Source organism: Rheinheimera maricola (assembly GCF_016918075.2).
GTDB lineage: Bacteria > Pseudomonadota > Gammaproteobacteria > Enterobacterales > Alteromonadaceae > Alishewanella > Alishewanella maricola_A.
The window spans coordinates 396,755-413,741 of the sequence record NZ_JAERPS020000004.1 but is presented as its reverse complement, the minus strand read 5'-3'; the positions used below and the strand labels follow the sequence as shown (position 1 = coordinate 413,741).

Annotated in this window: 20 protein-coding genes and 1 other RNA gene; 18 read left to right on the top strand and 3 right to left on the bottom strand. The window is 47.5% G+C overall.

The window, feature by feature from the left end; genetic code table 11:
• Positions 1-24 precede the first annotated feature (24 nt).
• Both I4W93_RS13300 and I4W93_RS13295 read right to left on the bottom strand, forming a co-directional pair.
• Positions 25-372, bottom strand: a complete 348-nt coding sequence (locus I4W93_RS13300) for an RnfH family protein (RefSeq protein WP_205311312.1) — start codon at positions 370-372, stop codon at positions 25-27.
• Positions 365-808, bottom strand: coding sequence for an SRPBCC family protein (locus I4W93_RS13295; RefSeq protein ID WP_205311313.1), 444 nt, complete (start codon positions 806-808; stop codon positions 365-367). The genes I4W93_RS13300 and I4W93_RS13295 overlap by 8 nt, the downstream gene beginning before the upstream one ends.
• 106 nt (positions 809-914) lie before the next feature.
• Here I4W93_RS13295 and smpB point away from each other — a divergent pair, with 106 nt between their 5' ends.
• The 16 genes from smpB to I4W93_RS13215 all read left to right on the top strand — a co-directional run bounded on the left by smpB (position 915) and on the right by I4W93_RS13215 (position 14,730).
• Positions 915-1,397 carry an SsrA-binding protein SmpB gene (gene smpB, locus I4W93_RS13290; RefSeq protein WP_205311314.1) on the top strand — a complete coding sequence of 161 codons (483 nt, stop codon included), beginning with the start codon at positions 915-917 and terminating at the stop codon, positions 1,395-1,397.
• Positions 1,398-1,544: 147 nt separating this feature from the next.
• Positions 1,545-1,905, top strand: a transfer-messenger RNA (tmRNA) gene (gene ssrA, locus I4W93_RS13285).
• 213 nt (positions 1,906-2,118) lie between these two features.
• Positions 2,119-3,351 (top strand): tyrosine-type recombinase/integrase, encoded by a 1,233-nt coding sequence (locus I4W93_RS13280; RefSeq protein WP_205311315.1) that lies wholly within the window; start codon positions 2,119-2,121, stop codon positions 3,349-3,351.
• Between the two features lie 16 nt (positions 3,352-3,367).
• The gene (locus tag I4W93_RS20550; RefSeq protein ID WP_369408127.1) at positions 3,368-3,565 is read left to right on the top strand and encodes a helix-turn-helix transcriptional regulator; all 198 of its coding nucleotides are present in this window, start codon (positions 3,368-3,370) and stop codon (positions 3,563-3,565) included.
• Between the two features lie 13 nt (positions 3,566-3,578).
• Positions 3,579-3,761, top strand: a complete 183-nt coding sequence (locus tag I4W93_RS13270; protein ID WP_205311317.1) for a hypothetical protein — start codon at positions 3,579-3,581, stop codon at positions 3,759-3,761.
• A 12-nt stretch (positions 3,762-3,773) separates the two neighbouring features.
• Positions 3,774-4,622: a hypothetical protein gene (locus tag I4W93_RS13265; protein WP_205311318.1), complete on the top strand. Its 849-nt coding sequence runs from the start codon at positions 3,774-3,776 to the stop codon at positions 4,620-4,622.
• Between the two features lie 114 nt (positions 4,623-4,736).
• Entirely contained in the window at positions 4,737-4,946 is a 210-nt protein-coding gene (locus I4W93_RS13260; protein ID WP_205311319.1) for a helix-turn-helix transcriptional regulator, read from the top strand.
• Positions 4,947-4,955: 9 nt separating this feature from the next.
• Positions 4,956-5,393 carry a hypothetical protein gene (locus tag I4W93_RS13255; RefSeq protein ID WP_205311320.1) on the top strand — a complete coding sequence of 146 codons (438 nt, stop codon included), beginning with the start codon at positions 4,956-4,958 and terminating at the stop codon, positions 5,391-5,393.
• A 9-nt stretch (positions 5,394-5,402) separates the two neighbouring features.
• Complete coding sequence (locus I4W93_RS13250) at positions 5,403-6,182, top strand: helix-turn-helix domain-containing protein (RefSeq protein ID WP_205311321.1); 780 nt, start codon at positions 5,403-5,405, stop codon at positions 6,180-6,182.
• Complete coding sequence (locus tag I4W93_RS13245; RefSeq protein WP_205311322.1) at positions 6,166-7,527, top strand: replicative DNA helicase; 1,362 nt, start codon at positions 6,166-6,168, stop codon at positions 7,525-7,527. The genes I4W93_RS13250 and I4W93_RS13245 overlap by 17 nt, the downstream gene beginning before the upstream one ends.
• Positions 7,528-7,531: 4 nt before the next feature.
• Positions 7,532-7,816 carry a hypothetical protein gene (locus I4W93_RS13240; RefSeq protein ID WP_205311323.1) on the top strand — a complete coding sequence of 95 codons (285 nt, stop codon included), beginning with the start codon at positions 7,532-7,534 and terminating at the stop codon, positions 7,814-7,816.
• 924 nt (positions 7,817-8,740) lie between these two features.
• Complete coding sequence (locus I4W93_RS13235) at positions 8,741-8,902, top strand: hypothetical protein (protein WP_205311324.1); 162 nt, start codon at positions 8,741-8,743, stop codon at positions 8,900-8,902.
• Between the two features lie 355 nt (positions 8,903-9,257).
• The gene (locus I4W93_RS13230) at positions 9,258-10,430 is read left to right on the top strand and encodes a phage major capsid protein (protein WP_205311325.1); all 1,173 of its coding nucleotides are present in this window, start codon (positions 9,258-9,260) and stop codon (positions 10,428-10,430) included.
• A 283-nt stretch (positions 10,431-10,713) separates the two neighbouring features.
• Entirely contained in the window at positions 10,714-11,052 is a 339-nt protein-coding gene (locus I4W93_RS13225; RefSeq protein WP_205311326.1) for a hypothetical protein, read from the top strand.
• 386 nt (positions 11,053-11,438) lie between these two features.
• Positions 11,439-12,332: an MlaA family lipoprotein gene (locus tag I4W93_RS13220; RefSeq protein ID WP_205311327.1), complete on the top strand. Its 894-nt coding sequence runs from the start codon at positions 11,439-11,441 to the stop codon at positions 12,330-12,332.
• Entirely contained in the window at positions 12,304-14,730 is a 2,427-nt protein-coding gene (locus I4W93_RS13215; RefSeq protein ID WP_205311328.1) for an efflux RND transporter permease subunit, read from the top strand. The genes I4W93_RS13220 and I4W93_RS13215 overlap by 29 nt, the downstream gene beginning before the upstream one ends.
• A gap of 69 nt (positions 14,731-14,799) precedes the next feature.
• Here I4W93_RS13215 and I4W93_RS13210 read toward each other — a convergent pair whose 3' ends face one another.
• Positions 14,800-15,216, bottom strand: coding sequence for an organic hydroperoxide resistance protein (locus I4W93_RS13210; RefSeq protein WP_205311329.1), 417 nt, complete (start codon positions 15,214-15,216; stop codon positions 14,800-14,802).
• A gap of 175 nt (positions 15,217-15,391) precedes the next feature.
• Between I4W93_RS13210 and I4W93_RS13205 the strand changes: the two genes are divergently transcribed.
• The gene (locus I4W93_RS13205; RefSeq protein WP_205311330.1) at positions 15,392-15,841 is read left to right on the top strand and encodes a MarR family winged helix-turn-helix transcriptional regulator; all 450 of its coding nucleotides are present in this window, start codon (positions 15,392-15,394) and stop codon (positions 15,839-15,841) included.
• 319 nt (positions 15,842-16,160) lie between these two features.
• The gene (locus I4W93_RS13200; RefSeq protein ID WP_205311331.1) at positions 16,161-16,985 is read left to right on the top strand and encodes a PEP-CTERM/exosortase system-associated acyltransferase; all 825 of its coding nucleotides are present in this window, start codon (positions 16,161-16,163) and stop codon (positions 16,983-16,985) included.
• Positions 16,986-16,987: the final 2 nt, after the last annotated feature.

Below are 16,987 nucleotides of genomic sequence, written 5' to 3'. Positions count from 1 at the left end.
AAACCAGCATACCGCTGGTTTTTTTCATTCTGCTGCCGTTTTCACTTCGTGAGGACGGCCACCGGTTACTTTGTCTGCCCGACCTTCTTCTTTTGCTTTTTCGGCGCGCCGACGGCGTAAATCTTTTGGATCGGCAATCAGCGGCCGATAAATTTCAATTCGATCGCCCGTTTTTACCTTATCATCAAGTTTTACTGGCCGGCTCCAGACACCTACTTTTTGCACACTAAGATCAATATCGCTAAATTGCTGCAAAATACCCGATAATTCAATTATTTGCTGCACAGTGTCGTGCATGTCTACCGACACCGTAAGCAAGCTCTGCCGCTCTGGTAACGCATAAGCGACCTCTACAGTGATCCGTTCAGACATGTTGCTCTCCGTACACTTGTTTTGCCCTTTGGGTAAAGGCCTGCACCATTGAAGCGGCAAGTTCGGCAAATATTTTACCAAAGGCAAATTGAATTAACTTATTGGAAAACTCAAATTCTAATTTCAGCATCACTTTGCAGGCAGTATCACTTAGCGGTTGAAACTCCCAACCACCTTGTAATTGCTTAAATGGGCCATCGACCAGTTGCATGGCAATACGCTGATTAGCATACAAGGTGTTGCGGGTGGTAAAAGTATGGCCGATACCGGCCTTGGAAACCGTAAGCGATGCCACCATCTCTGTTTCAGACCGGCTGACAATGCGGGCAGAGCTGCAACCGGGCAGAAATTGTGGGTAGTCAGGTACGGCGTTGACTAAGTCAAACATCTGCTGCGCGCTGTAAAAAACCAACGCACTGCGCTCAATTTGTGGCATACTCTATCCCCTTTAAATCCGCCGCCGATTGTAACAGAATAACGCGCTGCAACAAGGCTTGAGCCACCGCTGACCAATAAAACAGAGCTGCGACAAATAACACATTATGAGTAAAAAACAAGTTAGTAAAAACAAAAACGGCACCATAGCGCAGAACAGAAAAGCACGGCACGAGTACTTTCTGGAAGACCGCTATGAAGCCGGTATGGCGCTGCAGGGCTGGGAGCTAAAAAGTATCCGCGAGGGTAAAGTTAACCTGTCTGACTCTTATGTCATCCTGCACAATGGTGAAGCTTTCTTGCTTGGCGCACAAATTCAGCCGCTAAACAGCGCATCAAGCCATGTGGTGTGCGACCCCGAGCGCAGCCGCAAGTTATTGCTGCACAAGCGCGAGCTGGATAAATTGATCGGCTTAAAAGAGCGTGACGGTTTTACCCTTATTGCTACGGCCATGTATTGGAAAGCCTGCTGGGTAAAGCTGGAGTTTCACCTGGCCAAAGGTAAGAAGACCTTTGATAAACGTGACGATATTAAAGATAGAGACTGGTCACGCGAAAAAGAACGCATGATGAAACACTCTAAACGCTAAATCAGGGCTTGAACTTTTTGTCGCGCAGCACCATCTTAAGTTGTGCGACATTAAAAACGGTGAAGGTGCAATGCTTGCTTGTGTAACAAGCCTCAGCTGCGTACAATAGCTAAACACTATGGTGTGTAAGTGTTCCATACAGAATTCGGGGCTGATTCTGGATTCGACGGGATTCACGAACTCCTAGGTGCATGCCGAGGTGCGGTAGGCCTCGTAAAAAAACCGCAAAAAACTAGTCGCAAACGACGAAAACTACGCAATCGCTGCTTAATAGGCAGTAGATAGCTCTTCCCCTCACGCATGTCTGTAAGCTGAGACTCTGGAAGATCACCCCTAACAGAATCGCGTCGCGTCTTCGCCTGGAGACAAAACGTTAAAACCAATCAGGCTCGCCCGACGATAGCCTGCCATTCGGCGCTCAGAGGGTTAACTAAATGAATGTGCTAAGCATGTAGTACCGAAGATGTAGGTTTTTCGGACGCGGGTTCAACTCCCGCCAGCTCCACCAAATGACGGACTCAGCCAGTCCCAAACAGGCCACTAACCCAGCGTAACTGCTGGGTTTTTTATTGCTCGCTATTCCCATCTGGTCTACTATCTTCCTACAGATACCCCTGAAATATTAGGGTATCTTTACGGGGTACCAGTATCATCACTCTGACCGGTACCCCAAAACCGATACCCCAAGGCAAATAGGTGCTAATTTATCGGAGGTTAGAACATGCCGTTATCCGCCACCCAGGTAGACAAAGCCAAACCGCTTGAGAAAGATTATAAACTGTCAGACGGCAGCGGCCTTTATCTCTTGGTAAAGCCCAGCGGGGCTAAATACTGGCGCATGAAGTACCGTTTTGCCAACAAAGAGCGGCTATTAGCAATCGGCGTTTACCCTGATATAAGCCTAAAAGATGCACGCTTAGCGCGAGATGAAGCCCGCCGCCAACTGGCGCAAGGTATCGACCCCAGTGCAGAGAAGCAGGCCCGCAAGCTTGCCAGCAACCAATCGGCAGCAAATAGCTTTGAAGTGATCGCCCGTGAATGGCTGGCCGTGAAAATGTACGACAAGAGCGAAAGCCACCGCGACCGCACCAGCTCAGCGCTGGAAAAAGACTTATTCCCCTATATTGGCCGCAAACCAATTGCCGAACTAACCCCGCTCGATCTATTGGCCGCTTTAAGGCGCATAGAGAAACGTGGCGCTATCGAGACGGCACACAGAGCTAAGCAAACCGCCGGTCAAATTATCCGCTATGCCATTGCAACAGGTCGCGCTGAACGTGACATTAGTGCTGATCTAAAGGGCGCATTAAAGAACCCGGTGACAAAGCATTTTCCGGCCATAACTGAGCCGGCAGAAGTGGGCAGGCTGTTGTTGGCAATAGACGGTTACAACGGAACTAATATTGTAAAAGCAGCACTGCAGCTATCCCCGCTGTTATTTTGCCGCCCAGGTGAACTAAGGCACTTGGAATGGGCAGAAATTGACTTTGATAACGCCCGCATTGAGATCCCCGCCGAAAAAATGAAGATGCGGGAAGCGCACATTATCCCGCTCAGTAAACAGGCACAGTCAATACTTGAAGAATTGCACCCGCTGACCGGCCATCTAAAGTATGTTTTCCCTTCACCCAGGGGCCAGAGCCGCCCGCTATCAGAAAATGGCGTCAGAACGGCGCTACGGGCGCTGGGTTATGACAACGACACTTTAACGCCGCATGGCTTTAGGGCAATGGCCCGGACGCTACTGGATGAGGTTTTAGGTTATCGCATTGAATGGATAGAGCAGCAGCTAGCACACGCAGTTAAGGACGCGAACGGCAGAGCATACAACAGAACCAAGCACTTACCCCAGCGAACTGACATGATGCAGCGCTGGGCAGAATATCTGGACACGCTGCGCTTAAGTGCCAGCAGTACAAACGTAATCCCGGCTAAGTTCGGAAGCAGAGCTTAAGGTTCTAATTAAATAGATGGGTGGAAAAATGCAGCTGCTTAAATTGCCGGAAGTACTACAAATTGTAAGAGTAGGAAAAACAACCTGGTACACGATGATCAAACAAAACGAAGCCCCCGCGCCAATAAGTTTAGGGGCAAGGTCTGTGGCTTGGGACAGTAACGACATAGAAAATTGGATTAACAAAAGAAAGGCTATGAGCCAGAAGAATTGATTAAGGAGTCAACATGAACACGCCGCAAACACCAAAAGATAGTTTAGCAGTAACCGAATACACAGTGAGAAGGTTGATCAACAACACCCAGCCGGGTACTAAAATTGCTGGCCCTTTCAGTTCCGAGGGCGAAGCGTGCGAGCATCTAGCACAACACCCTGGATCAGCTGTTTTTATTGAAACTTGGTTGCAATAGACAGGTATAACAATGACAGCTAAGAGCAAAGGGCGGCCACTCCCGCCCCTTTTACCACTGGAATATTGCAAGCTTGATAGAGCCGCGAGAATGCTAAGCTGTGAAGTTGAAGATATTTTGCACTGGGGAGCAATTGGCGCTATTAGGCTGTATCTAATGGTTGATGAAAATAGATATGCTGAAATTGGTGACCATGCCAACTTTATCGCTGACGTTGAGAAAGTACTTGTCTCAGGGGGCGGACGGCCATTCCAAAAAAGCTACAGAATTACCCCTTTTTTGGATGCCATAGTGACAAAAAACAATCCGACAGAACCCGAAGTTCTATTGGCTGGTTTGTGCCAAATACACCGCCAGTTCATCGAGTTTGCATACAATCAGCCACTCGACATTCCATTAAATGAGTGGGTTTGCATAATTCACGGCGATTGGGCAACACAGTATTATGCACTTTGGCACAACGAAGCATTAACTCCTGCTGACTTGTACTTAACAAAAGACGAGCTAAGTGTCTTATATAATGCAATTAACACAGGTCAAACGCTGAAAAGCAAATATAACGATACTGATATAGCTAACAGCATTGCGCAGAACAATGAGTTAATTAGCACAATTAAGCCTGAGCGCAATAGCCCTGGCAGAGCCAAAGCAGTAACTGCCCTGACTGAGCTGGTTCTTAAACTTGCCGGCGAAAGCGACGATTTAATTAATAACCCTCATAAGCTACATAGACGAATTAATGAGCTAATGCTTGAGCATAAAGCTAATGAATGTGGCGGATACGACCTTGGTATTACCGATATAGCATATAGAGATTTAATCGGAGCAGGCAGAGCAGCACTGAAGAAAGGTGGCAAATAATCGAAGTTAACTATTGATCGAAGTTAACAGCATATTCCTCTTAGCTTCGAGACTAATCACCAGCCATTCCACGAACATACCCCCGAAAGCTAAACAATGCCAAAGGGGTGTCAAATGAATTCAGAAATATCTAAACAACGATTAATCCGCCGCTCGGAAGTGTTATCCCGGGTTGGCCTTTCACGTTCCAGCATTTACAGACGAATGACAGACGGAGAATTTCCCCGCCCTATCGATATAGGCGGCGGCCGGGTTGCTTGGTTGGAAAGTGATATTGATGGCTGGATAAACCAACGATTAGCCGAAGCCGGCCGAGCAGCTTAAGGGGGACTTATGACTGACACAAAAAAGGCTGCCCCGGCAGGCAGCCCCATCGATACAGCTTATTGCGGACAAGAGTTTACAAAAATTATAAGCAGAACTGCAACTACCAAACCAGCCAGTCAGATTGAACGTGTACTGCTGGCGCTGTTATACAACGGTAGTCTTAATTGCCAGGAAGCAGAGCATCCACCTGTTAATGCTAGGCACCTGAATAGCGTGATAAGTGAACTATCGAACAGGCATGATCTTGAAGTTGATAGGGAACGTGAACAAGTTAAAGGCTATTGCGGCGTTAATTGCTACCTTACACGCTACAGATTGCCATTTGACCAACTAATTAGCGCTAAAGCCATGGTAAATCAGCTGCGAGCGAGAAGAAAAGCAGCACCAGTTAACTGGGAAAAGCTGTGTTCTACACCACTGGAAAAGCTCCTTAAATCGGCTTAAGGGGTTCTAATGAGCAGAAAAGCAACGGATTGGGCTTGGCGCTTTAAGGCGTCATGCTCAACGGTGAAGCTTGTCCTATTGGCCCTAGCTGATCGCGCTGGCGAAGATTGCGAGTGTTACCCCAGTGTAGAGCGCATAGAAGCTGATACCGGTTTGAACCGTAAAACCGTTATTAAAGCCACTAGGGAATTAGAACAAGCTGGCGCAATTTTAGACACCGGCAAGCGAAAGGGAGCAACCCAACGGGTTAAGGTTTACCGGCTTAACCTTTCATCTGAAACAGTGCCAAAAACGGAATCATTCCAAAAACGGAATCATTCCAAAAACGGTACTTTGAACGATACCAAAAACGGTACTTTGAACAGTACCAAAAACGGTACTCAGAACCAGTCAGTAGAACCAGTCATTGAACCATTAATAGATCAACCGATGGTTGATCCTGTTAATTCGGCCAAAAAATGGTTTGAAATACTATGGAAAGAATACGCAGCTTTAACCGGCGGAGCGGCAGCAATCGGCAGCAAGAAAAAAGCCCTCGCTGCCTGGCTGAAGTTAACCAGGGGCCACGATGAAGCCAAACTAAGATACCAGCTCAACGTCTGCTTAGCCTTTCAGGAAATGCGCCGGGCCAACCCGAACATCTTGGGCAGCAATCAGCACTGCACAACATATCTTAATCAGGAGGTTTGGCTTTCTGATGATAAATGGCTGACTGACTTTAACCAGCAATTCCAGCAACAGTTAGAAAACGAACAATTAAATAGGGCAGCAGATGGAAGCATTAATTAATTTTCAAGCTGAACAGGCAGTGATAGGAGGTGTATTACATGACAGTGGCAGCGAAAACGCCCTTTATGCTATTGAAACTTGTAAGCCAGATGATTTTAGCGTCAGGGAAACTCAAATAGCCTGGCGAGCGATACAGGCGCTTTCAGCACGCGGACGTTATGCAGATATAATAACCGTTACTGAGCTAATCCAAACCAGAGAGCCAGCTTACGAGATCACATATCTGGGCGAATGCTACAAAAACACACCCAGCCAGGCCAACTTAAAAGCCTATGCGAACATAGTTAAAGAGTATGGCCAGCTCCGCCGGGCGGCTGGCGCCTTAAACTCAGCATTAGCCGTTTTACACAACAAAAGCCACGAACCAGCAGAGCGGATCAACTTGGTACTGTCTGAGGTGGGCAGCATTGGCGCAGATGAAACAGATCAGCAGATAACCAACCTAAAAGATCATCAAGCAGCTTTGCTGCAACACCTGGAAGAAATCACCAAAAAAGGCGGAAACATAACAGGGCTTAGCACTGGCTTTGAAAATCTGGATTACATGACAGGCGGTTTAAGAAATGGCGATCTTGTCATAGTGGCCGCCCGCCCATCTATGGGCAAAACAACGCTTGTGCTTAATATGCTTGAGCGTATAGCTATCACTAACAACGCGCCACAATGGGCCTTGTTCTTTAGCCTGGAAATGCCAGCACAGCAGATACTACAAAAGGTTTACGCCAGCATAAGCAGTACACCACTTGCCAAGATACTTAACGCTAGCGTGATGGAGGACAACAACGGATTCGCTCGGATCGGTAACGCTATGGAGCTCATGAAACAATCACGGCTAATGGTTGACGATAAAGGCGGCCAGCACTTAACACAGATACAAGCTCGGGCTAAGCGTATGGCAATCAAGCAAGGAAGCAACCCCGCTGTCATCGTTGTTGATTATCTGCAACTAATAAGGGCAGAGGGTGAAAGCCAAACGATCCGTATTGGTAACGTAAGCGCAGGGCTTAAAAACCTGGCAAAGCTAATGAATTGCCCGGTAGTGGCCCTGAGCCAACTTAACCGCAACCTGACCGGTAAACCAACCCTGGTGAACCTAAGAGACAGCGGCAGCATTGAACAAGATGCAGATATGGTGATCTTTCTACATGATGAGGATTACGAGGGCCAGCGAGACGAACACAGCCTTACAGAAATCATTTTTGCAAAAAACCGGATGGGCAAAACGGGCAGCACATTTTTACAGCCAGAGCTGCATCTGAGCCGTTTCACCGATACCAAACGCTTGCCGGCTCCCAAGGAGCACCAACCAGCCAAACCACTAAAAAAACTGTATCAACTGGATTAGTACTATGAATAAATGGGTTTTACTGCAACCAGGAGAACACCCACCAGCGCTTAATCCGGAGCAGTTCATTTACCTGGCCATGGCTCAGGGTGGAATACTGCGCGTTATGTATCGCTTTATTAGCAACATTAAAGGCAATATAGCCGGCTATCGTGTTGACGATAATCAAACACCACCGGCCACACTATTGCAGAACCTATCACCGGCAGAACTACCTTACTGGGTGAAGTTACGCCAGCACCTAAGGGCCAAACCAGCACGATATAGCAGCAATGTTAATCTGCACTAATGGCCCTACAAAGCTGCTAACAGCTGAATGGTGCAATCACTATGCAGGCATTGAAAAAGCACTAATGCCCCACAAGCCGCACCAATTAAGGACTTCTTAAAATCTGGCACTTTCAGCATAAGAAAGTGCCAAGTAGGCATACCGCAGGCATTGACGATATTTATTAAACACTAAACCAGTATAATTAAAGAGGTAGCGTTTAATCTGGAATTGTAATACTTGAACATTTTAAAGCGGCTCCAACCACAGGCCATATAGCCTGATTTTACAGGCCACGGAATAACACACCAAAAAGGCACAGGCCAGAAATTATAAGGCATACAGAGCATTTCGGCGTTTTACATGGTGGAAACCGCCAAATCAGTTAAGTGATAACTTTTATCAGTCTTATCGATGGGCTATCGATGCTGGCCAGGCTACTGTAGCAGCACCCACTACCCTACCAGCAGCCACACACACCACCATAAGCCCAGCAGTAAGGCTGTAAGGGCGCTTATCATGCCCTACTAACGCTAATCAATTAGTGATTGAACTGACCAAAACACAGCAGCAATCTAAGGCGGCTAGCGCTGGCTCTAACAAATTAAATTGAGAGGGCACCACATGCCTTAGCATTAAAGTTTTAAAACGATTCTGGTTAATTTCAGGCTGATGTAGCCGCAAACCAGCGGAAACAGGCACCGGGAGGGGGGGATCAAATCTCTACTGGTTCAACCAGATGTACCGCCCATTAAGTCAAATTTTTACACCCGCGAAATTAAAAGTTTAAACTCAAACAACTGATAAAAATTTAAATATTCCAGAGAAACCCCATATATTCCCATGCTGACAACTAACTGTAAAATAAGCGAAAAATGGCCGGAGAAGTGCTTTTTTTCATACTGATTTACGTCTATTCTTGCCGGTAATTTGAGCGGAGGCACTATGCTGCAAAAAGGCAGAAAGCAATTAAATAAGTTACCTGGTGAAGCTGATAGCCGGGTCTACCTTGCAAAAATGAGAGCAGCCGCGGAGCTCGGCGATATTAACGCTATGGGTTGGCTTGTTTTTCTTTCTCAGAATAACAAGCAGGCAAAACAAGCATGACACCGAGAGCATCAATCAAAAGCGTAAGAGACTATGAGCATTTTTTGAGGTCGAGAGGGTTCAGCAAAAAAGAGGCTATTTTGCTGGCAACGGCCTACAGGTTAATAAACAAAAATGAAGCTGGCCGCAGGGCTTCGTAGGTACCGCAACAAACCTTAATTGCTAAGTAGCGGCCAGCGCTCCAAATGCAAGCTTAGCAAAGTTGCAAGGCAGGAACCAACGGCGGGAAGCTGGGCCGGTTCCACAATTAACGCTCTGCGTGATGCTGCAGCGTTTGCTTTTAGGAATGTGCGCGATGCAATAGGCCTGAAAGATTGAACAAACAAACCAATCATCAATTTTTTAGGAAACTAACATGAAACAAACAAATTCATTTACTGGTTTTATGCCAGCACAGCTACTAAGCAAATCTGCTGGCAACGATGATGTGTCATCAATTGCACAAAAAATTCATGACAAAGTGTCTGACATAAAGGAGAAACAGTCAGAACTTGAAACACGGCTTGATCAGATGGAAAAAAAAGCGGGACGCCCAGGCGCAACCGGTACCAAAGGCAGTAAATCAGCGGCCACCGAAGCGTTAAGCAAGTATATCCGCAAAGGTGACTTCACCGGCCTAGACGAGTTAAACACAAAGGCTATGGCAACCAATTCCGAACCTGATGGCGGGTATGCTGTGCCAGAAGTTATTGCTCAGGAATTGGAAAAACTGGAATACCAGGCATCTGCAGTTATGCGACTGGCTACCGTAGTCGAAGCGGAAACTGGCACTTACAAAAAGCTGGTAAACCTGCGTGGCACTGGCGCTGGTTGGGTTGGTGAAACTGATGACCGCCCGAACACCGGTACACCTCAACTTGCTTCTGTAGACATCAAGCTGGGTGAACTGTACGCCAACCCACAAGCAACCCAGCAGATGATCGATGACGCGGCATTTAATGTTGATCAGTTTATTACTGAGGAAGTTGGCGAAAAATTCTCTGACCAACTTGGCGAAGCGCTGATCAATGGCGATGGCACCAACAAGCCTAAAGGTATTCTGACCTACCCAAACACCAACGAGAAAGACAAAGTACGCGCGTTTGGTACTTTGCAATTCGTTGAGACAGTAGCAGCCGGCCTAATTAACTTTGATGACGTTAAGGCGTTGCGCTCTGCGTTAAATGCAAAATATCGCACCGGTGCGGCATTCGTGATGAATGACACCACAGCGTTAATTTTAAGTCTTTTAAAAGACGGTAACGGGCGATACATGTGGCAAGACGCAGTATCAGCTGGCGAACCACCAACGCTTTTCGGTTACCCGGTGGAAATTGACGAGAACATGCCAGACATTGCCGCTGGATCAGTTCCGGTTATGTTCGGCAATCTGCAACGGGGTTACCATATCCCGCGCCGGTTTGATATCCGCATGTTACGGGATCCATATACCAGCAAGCCATACGTTAACTTTTACACAACGCAGCGGATCGGCGGCGGCGTAGTTAACAGTGAGTGCATTAAGCTGTTAAAGATCAAAGCCGCTTAATGTTTTTGATTTATTAAGGCCGGTTCTGTAACTGGCCTTTTTTTATGGTGGAACTGCGAATGGCTAGAACTATGATCCACGGCGGCCAGCTGGTTAGAGCGGTAAGGCGCCATCTGGGGTTAACACAGGAAGAAGTCTGAACAGTAACCGAGATTAGCCCGCGGACTTATCAGCGCTGGGAATCACGTTTATCAGAGCCCGGCTTGAGCACTGTTTGTTATATTTGCCAGACCGCTTTCAATATGTCGCTTTTTGATGCCTGGGAAATTGCAGATAAAGCCCTATGAAAATAAAAGATGTTAGACGGTTACTGCAAGACTGGGGGAGCTACTGGGCCAAAATGGAAACCCCGATTGGTTTTTGCCGGGTATCAATTACTGCATCTTTAACCGAATCCGCAAAAACTGGAATATGGGCCGCTGGTGAACGCAAAGGTAGCACCTCCAGTAGTGACAATATTCGCCCCCCAGCATGGGTAGTTCAAATTGATAAAGCCGCTGAACGGTTACCCCCGGCCCAGCGCAGGGCGTTGAACATAGAATATATAAAACGCAGAAAATTGAACACGACTGAGAAGCTAGCACTTCACCATGCCGAGCTTGAAATAATGGCAGTACTTTGAGCTCACCCACAACCAAAATACACACCTAAAGCCCGAAATAGGCAGAACAAGAAAAAAAATATAAAAATATTTTTGCACTGTAACAGAGGTAAAAATGGGGTACTTTTGGGGGTTCATCAAAAACAACCAAACAGCAAAAACCCTATATATCATAAGCATATAGCGCTAGTTCAATAGACGCCAGCCCACCAAATAGCAAAAGGCCAGCAGCAATGCTGGCCTTTTGTTTTTCTGCTGCTGCCACTTTGTCGTTTACTTAAACCGCTGGCTTAGTGGTTACAAATTCTTAATTTTTTATCAGCCGGTTAACCTAACGTTCTGTTATGGTGTGCTATAGCCTTACTTTAACTTACGCACTTGTGCGCCGGATAGCAGCGGAGTATTTAATGAAACCTGTAATCTTATTAACCGGGCTGTGTGTACTGGCGCTGGCCGGCTGCGCTACCAAACCGGTGCAGCCTGAAGCTGTGCCGGTTGACGTTGCGCCGGTTGAGGCATTGCAACCAACAGCAAAGCCTGCAGAGTTGTCGGCGGCAGAGCAGCTTAGTAGTGGCCAAAGCACTACTATTGAAACCTCCCAGGGCAGCATTGAGATTACGCCTACGGTAGTGGATATGGCCGAGCGTGATAACGCCGAAGCTGTCGCTGAAGACAGCGCAGCGCAATACCATGATCCGTTGCAAGGCTGGAACCGCGCCATGTTCGGTTTTAATCATCAGGCCTATACCTATGCCTTATTCCCGCTGGTTAAAGGCTATGAATATGTTCTGCCTGCTGCGGTACGCAGTAAGGTTGGTAATGCCTTTGATAACATTCGTGAACCACTTAGCCTGCTAAATAACCTGGCGGCTGGCGAAGTTAAAGATGCCGGTACCAACCTGGGCCGCTTTTTAATTAACAGCACGGTTGGCTTGCTGGGACTATTTGACCCCGCCACCGCCTGGTTTGAACTACCGGCAGCGAAACAATCACTGGCAGACACGCTGGCAAGCTACAGCGTTGGCCCAGGGCCTTATCTGGTGCTGCCGATATTGGGGCAAAATAATGTACGCGGCTCAACGTCGGTAGTTAGTGAAGTACTGCTAGATCCGCTGCGGCACGTTAGCTCGCCGCCGGATACCTACTATCTGCAGGGTGTCGATGCGATTGACAGCTTTACTGACCGCGTTAGGGTTTACGAAACGCTGTATCAGCAGGCGGAAGACCCCTACTTATATTTTCGTAATCAGTTTATCCAGGGAGTAAAGCGTGATGACGCTTTCAACCAGCAGCCAAAATAACACCGGCATTAGCCTGTGGCTGGCACAACGCATTGTTCATGCTCGCTTTGCGATATTACTGCTATTTAGCTTGCTGCTCGTAGCCGCCGCTTTTTATGCACCGCAGTTTCGAATTGATGCCTCAGCCGACACACTGCTGGTAAAGAACAACGCGTTATATATTAAAACCCAACAGGCTAATCAGCGTTTTTCGCCGGACGAATTTATCTTAGTGGCGTATAAGCCACATAACGGCGAGCTGTTCAGCAGCGCAACCTTTGCCGATTTAACCGCTCTTAGCACGCAATACAGCAAGCTGGAACGGGTGCAAAGTGTTACCTCAATGCTAAACGTTCCGCTGATTAGCGATGCGTCAGCGCTGACAACAGACGTTGATGTAGCGGCTCTGACCTGGCAGAAACAGCAATATTCACCAGCTCAAATGCGGCAATTGCTTAACGACCACCCTATATTTACCGATTTGCTGCTAAACCAGCAGCAAACTGCTGCCGCCATTCAAATTGTGTTTACGCCAGATGCACAACTTGTTGCCCTGGAGCGCGACATGCTGGCGATAGAGCAATACACCCTGCAACGTGAACTGAGCGCCGAAGAACAAGCAACACTGGCGCAACTGCAGCAACAAGCTGATCCGCTACGTCAGGCGTTGGTTAAGCAGCGCCAGCAGGAAATTGCCCAGATAGAGCAAATTAACCAACAAGTACAGCCACGCGCCGACACATTTAGCGGCGGTGGCTATGTGGTGGCACAGCATTTGGTGAATATTATCAGCAGTGATTTAACCCTGTTTGGCAGCGCCATCGCCATTATTATCGCCCTGTTGTTACTGTTGCTTTACCGCAGCCTGCGCTGGGTGCTGTTTCCTTTGCTCAGTTGCACCGTAAGCGTGTGGCTTACCCTTGGCCTGTTTGCGCTGCTGGATATTCGCGCTACCGTTATTTCCGCTAATTTTATTGCTTTACAGCTTATTTTAACCCTGGCGGTGATGATCCATCTTATCGGCACTTATCGCGATGTCGCCCGCAACAATAGCGCTGCAAGCCAACAGCAGCGCATTATTATGACGTTACAGCAAAAATTGGCGCCGTGCTTTTATGCTGCAGCCACTACCTCAATCGGCTTTGGCTCGTTAATTTTTAGCGGTATTCAGCCGGTGGTCGACTTTGGTTATATGATGTTAATAGCCATGCTAATTAGCATCAGCGTTAGCCTGTTGCTATTTCCAGCGTTGCTTAGCCTGCTTAGTAACAAGCCGGAAACAGCCGACTACGCCATATTCAGCCGTGCATTGCAGGCTGTCCGGCGGCTGGCTCAACGTGCACCACTGCGCATGGTGTTTGCCTGCCTGCTGCTGTTTGCGCTGCTGCTACCCGGCCTGGCACGTCTTAATGTTGAAAACAGCTTTATTGATTATTTTGCCAAAGATACACAGGTGTATCGCGAGCTGAAGTTTATTGATCAAGAGTTTGGTGGTTCTACCCCCCTGGACATTGTTATTACTCTTGACCCGGCGCAAGCTAAAACGGATTTACTGCTTAGCGCCGCCCAGTTTAATCAGCTGCATGTCGCCCATGCCGCAGTAGCCGCCTTTCCGGCCACCGGTAATGTGACATCATTGGTTAACTTTACAACTTTGGCCACTCAGCTGAACGATGGCAAGCCGCTGACAGAGTATGAATTAAATTCCATTTACCAGCTGCTGGATGAAAAAGTGGTAAACCAATTGGTTGGCGCCTACCTGGCCGCAGATCCGCTGCAGGTTCGCATCGCCACGCGTATTCAGGACACCACCGAAGGGCTTAACCGCGAATTATTAATGCAGCAGCTGCAGCAGGATTTACAGGCTGTTGGCCTAGCCGCTGAGGATTACAGCCTGACCAATCTGTTTGTGCTGTATCAAGATATTTTATCGCGGCTGTTTGACTCGCAAATTATGACCTTAGGTTTGGTTTACCTGGCGATGGCGGTTATTTTGCTGCTGATCTTTCGCTCAATAAGAATTGCGCTTATCGCCTTAGTACCAAATGTGTGCACTACGCTGGGCATATTGGGGCTTATCGGTTGGTTAGCTATTCCGTTGGATATTATGACCATTACCATCGCTGCTATTGCGATGGGTATCGCCATCGATGACACCATTCACTTTGTACACAGCTATTTGCAGGCACCGGCACAGCAAGCGTTGCAGCAAGCATTTGGGCACACCGGCCTGGCTATGCTGTTTACTTCTGTGCTCGTGGCTGCCGGCTTTGCCGTATTTGGTTTTTCCAGTTTCTTACCCAGCGTGTATTTTGGCTTACTAACTGCCGCAGCCATGCTAATGGCGCTGGCCGCCGATTTAACCCTATTACCGGCGTTACTTAGCCGTTTCATTAAACCTGCTAAGCAAGCAACTTAATGCAAAAGGCCGGCTTAAAGCCGGCCTGAAACTGAAAATAGCGCCAGGCTATTGCTTATCGACACACCGTTACACGCTTACGTGTAAGCGAACCTCGACATTGCCACGGGTGGCGTTTGAATACGGACACACCTGATGTGCTTTTGCCACTAAGTCATCGGCAGCAGCGTTGTCCATGCCCGGCAGGCTAACAAACAAATCCACATCCAGGCCAAAACCACCTTCTATTTTACCGATACCCACTTCCGCACGCAGGCTAAGGTCAGATGGCAGGCTAACTTTTGCAGCCCCAGCAACAAACTTCAGTGCGCCGATAAAACAGGCCGAATAACCAGCAGCAAATAACTGCTCAGGGTTGGTGGCACCGCCTGCCCCGCCCAGCTCTTTCGGTGCTGACAGCTTAACGTCTAATAAGCCATCGTTGGACTTAGCTGCACCATCACGGCCGCCGGTTGACGTTACTACTGCTTTATAAAGAATATCCATGGTTATTTCCTCGGTTAAGGTTGCTTGCTGTTAGTAGACAACAGCATAGTAAAGCCCTTTTATCTTGCGCGCAAGATTGTTGCATATAACTTTATTGCCTGAAATATAATTTCCTGTGCTATAACGCAGCCGGCTAATTTTGGTACACTTGGCTAAAATTGCCGGAAGAATACAGATGAACAAAACCTTGCCGCTGGAAGAGCAGCTGTGCTTTGCACTGTACAGTGCCTCAAACGCTGTGGTGCGGCTGTACCGACCGTTGCTGCAACCGCTTGATTTAACTTATCCACAATATATTGTGATGCTGGCTTTATGGCAGCAAGACAACGTTAGCCTGGGAGCCTTAGGCAACAAAACCCTGTTTGACAGTGGTACCTTAACGCCACTAGTAAAAAAGTTGGAACAAAAAGGCTGGCTAAAACGAATAGCATCTAATCATGATGAGCGAGTGAAGCAGGTAGTACTGACGGCTGCCGGTAAAGCATTTGAAACTGAAGTCTTAGCAGTTATGCCAGCATTACGCTGTCAAATTTCACTTAACAATGAACGCTTGGTGCAACTGCGCACCTTGGCACGTCAAGTTCAGCTGGACATTCAGCAACTTGAAACCTGCGGCAAAATGTAGCGCTGCAACTCCTGCGGCGCAAAGCGGATAGAAAACCTCAAAACACATCGATTAACACTTGGTTACACCCGTTAATTTTTTAATTTTTTTACCTTTTTTAAATCATAGTCTTAGTTTAAGTTGGCGCATTAAACTTATAAATTCATCATACTGACATTTGACGTAAGGCATAATCAATTGCATAGTAAATCCGGTCTTTTGGCCCTGCAATGGAATTGTCAGCACTTAACCTTATGGAAAGCGACTTTTACGCGCACTCTGCAATCAGAATAATAATAAGATCTTAGTTTGCGCAGACAATGAATTTTGGGGCAACATTATGAGTTCTCTCGTTGCGGTATCAGATATCGCTTTTCTCCATTCTGCACCATTACAGCCCGTTGCATCGCAATCAGTCGAACATTATTGCCCGCTACAGTATTTCCCTGACTTTTATCAGGCCAGATTGCCGCGTACAGCAGAGCAATACAATGATACCTTCCGTTTGCGGCATCAGGTTTATTGTGAAGAATTGAGTTATGAACCAGTACGCGCAGACAAACTGGAGCGTGATCAATTTGACCTGCGTGCTATTCACTGCGCTATCACGCAAAATGCGTCAAACAAACTGGCAGGCACGGTTAGGTTAATTACTTCAGCAGCACCAGACCAACTGCTGCCGGTGGAATCCTATTTTGGCACTAACTTTACTAATCCGGCGTTAGCACCATCAAACTTTCCACGGCATAATATTTGCGAAATATCCCGCCTGGCAGTGCCAAAGGATATCAGACGTAGCCAGCTAATAGAGGTGTCAGAGCGACATCCGGGGTTGCCGGCTGTTGAAAGCCAGTGCCGCAAATTAGTGTCTGTTGCGTTGTATTTGCTTGCTACATTGATGTGCGTACGCGACGACCGTTATCATGCCTATGTCATGATAGAACCCTCCTTGGCCAGAGTATTAAAACGCGTGGGGATCCATTTTATACAGATTGGTGATGCTATTGATTTTAATGGCAGCCGCGCACCTTACTATGTTGATATGCGCACTACAAAATCCACCCTTAAAGCCGACTACCTGGCACTGCGCAATGCGTTAGACAGCCAGTTATTTGATGCCAATGAAGAGTACGAGAATATTGGCTTGCAACGCGCGGTTGGCTAACA

Bases quoted from the DNA above. Each gene is read 5' to 3' on its own strand.
- I4W93_RS13295 (WP_205311313.1), bottom strand. From the start codon at position 808: ATGCCACAAATTGAGCGCAGTGCGTTGGTTTTTTACAGCGCGCAGCAG.
- I4W93_RS13205 (WP_205311330.1), top strand. From the start codon at position 15,392: ATGAACAAAACCTTGCCGCTGGAAGAGCAGCTGTGCTTTGCACTGTAC.
- I4W93_RS13215 (WP_205311328.1), top strand. From the start codon at position 12,304: ATGACGCTTTCAACCAGCAGCCAAAATAACACCGGCATTAGCCTGTGG.
- I4W93_RS13245 (WP_205311322.1), top strand. From the start codon at position 6,166: ATGGAAGCATTAATTAATTTTCAAGCTGAACAGGCAGTGATAGGAGGT.
- I4W93_RS13265 (WP_205311318.1), top strand. From the start codon at position 3,774: ATGACAGCTAAGAGCAAAGGGCGGCCACTCCCGCCCCTTTTACCACTG.
- I4W93_RS13230 (WP_205311325.1), top strand. From the start codon at position 9,258: ATGAAACAAACAAATTCATTTACTGGTTTTATGCCAGCACAGCTACTA.
- I4W93_RS13220 (WP_205311327.1), top strand. From the start codon at position 11,439: ATGAAACCTGTAATCTTATTAACCGGGCTGTGTGTACTGGCGCTGGCC.
- I4W93_RS13270 (WP_205311317.1), top strand. From the start codon at position 3,579: ATGAACACGCCGCAAACACCAAAAGATAGTTTAGCAGTAACCGAATAC.
- I4W93_RS13200 (WP_205311331.1), top strand. From the start codon at position 16,161: ATGAGTTCTCTCGTTGCGGTATCAGATATCGCTTTTCTCCATTCTGCA.
- I4W93_RS13260 (WP_205311319.1), top strand. From the start codon at position 4,737: ATGAATTCAGAAATATCTAAACAACGATTAATCCGCCGCTCGGAAGTG.
- I4W93_RS13250 (WP_205311321.1), top strand. From the start codon at position 5,403: ATGAGCAGAAAAGCAACGGATTGGGCTTGGCGCTTTAAGGCGTCATGC.
- I4W93_RS20550 (WP_369408127.1), top strand. From the start codon at position 3,368: ATGGGTGGAAAAATGCAGCTGCTTAAATTGCCGGAAGTACTACAAATT.
- I4W93_RS13240 (WP_205311323.1), top strand. From the start codon at position 7,532: ATGAATAAATGGGTTTTACTGCAACCAGGAGAACACCCACCAGCGCTT.
- I4W93_RS13255 (WP_205311320.1), top strand. From the start codon at position 4,956: ATGACTGACACAAAAAAGGCTGCCCCGGCAGGCAGCCCCATCGATACA.
- I4W93_RS13280 (WP_205311315.1), top strand. From the start codon at position 2,119: ATGCCGTTATCCGCCACCCAGGTAGACAAAGCCAAACCGCTTGAGAAA.
- I4W93_RS13225 (WP_205311326.1), top strand. From the start codon at position 10,714: ATGAAAATAAAAGATGTTAGACGGTTACTGCAAGACTGGGGGAGCTAC.
- I4W93_RS13210 (WP_205311329.1), bottom strand. From the start codon at position 15,216: ATGGATATTCTTTATAAAGCAGTAGTAACGTCAACCGGCGGCCGTGAT.
- I4W93_RS13300 (WP_205311312.1), bottom strand. From the start codon at position 372: ATGTCTGAACGGATCACTGTAGAGGTCGCTTATGCGTTACCAGAGCGG.
- smpB (WP_205311314.1), top strand. From the start codon at position 915: ATGAGTAAAAAACAAGTTAGTAAAAACAAAAACGGCACCATAGCGCAG.
- I4W93_RS13235 (WP_205311324.1), top strand. From the start codon at position 8,741: ATGCTGCAAAAAGGCAGAAAGCAATTAAATAAGTTACCTGGTGAAGCT.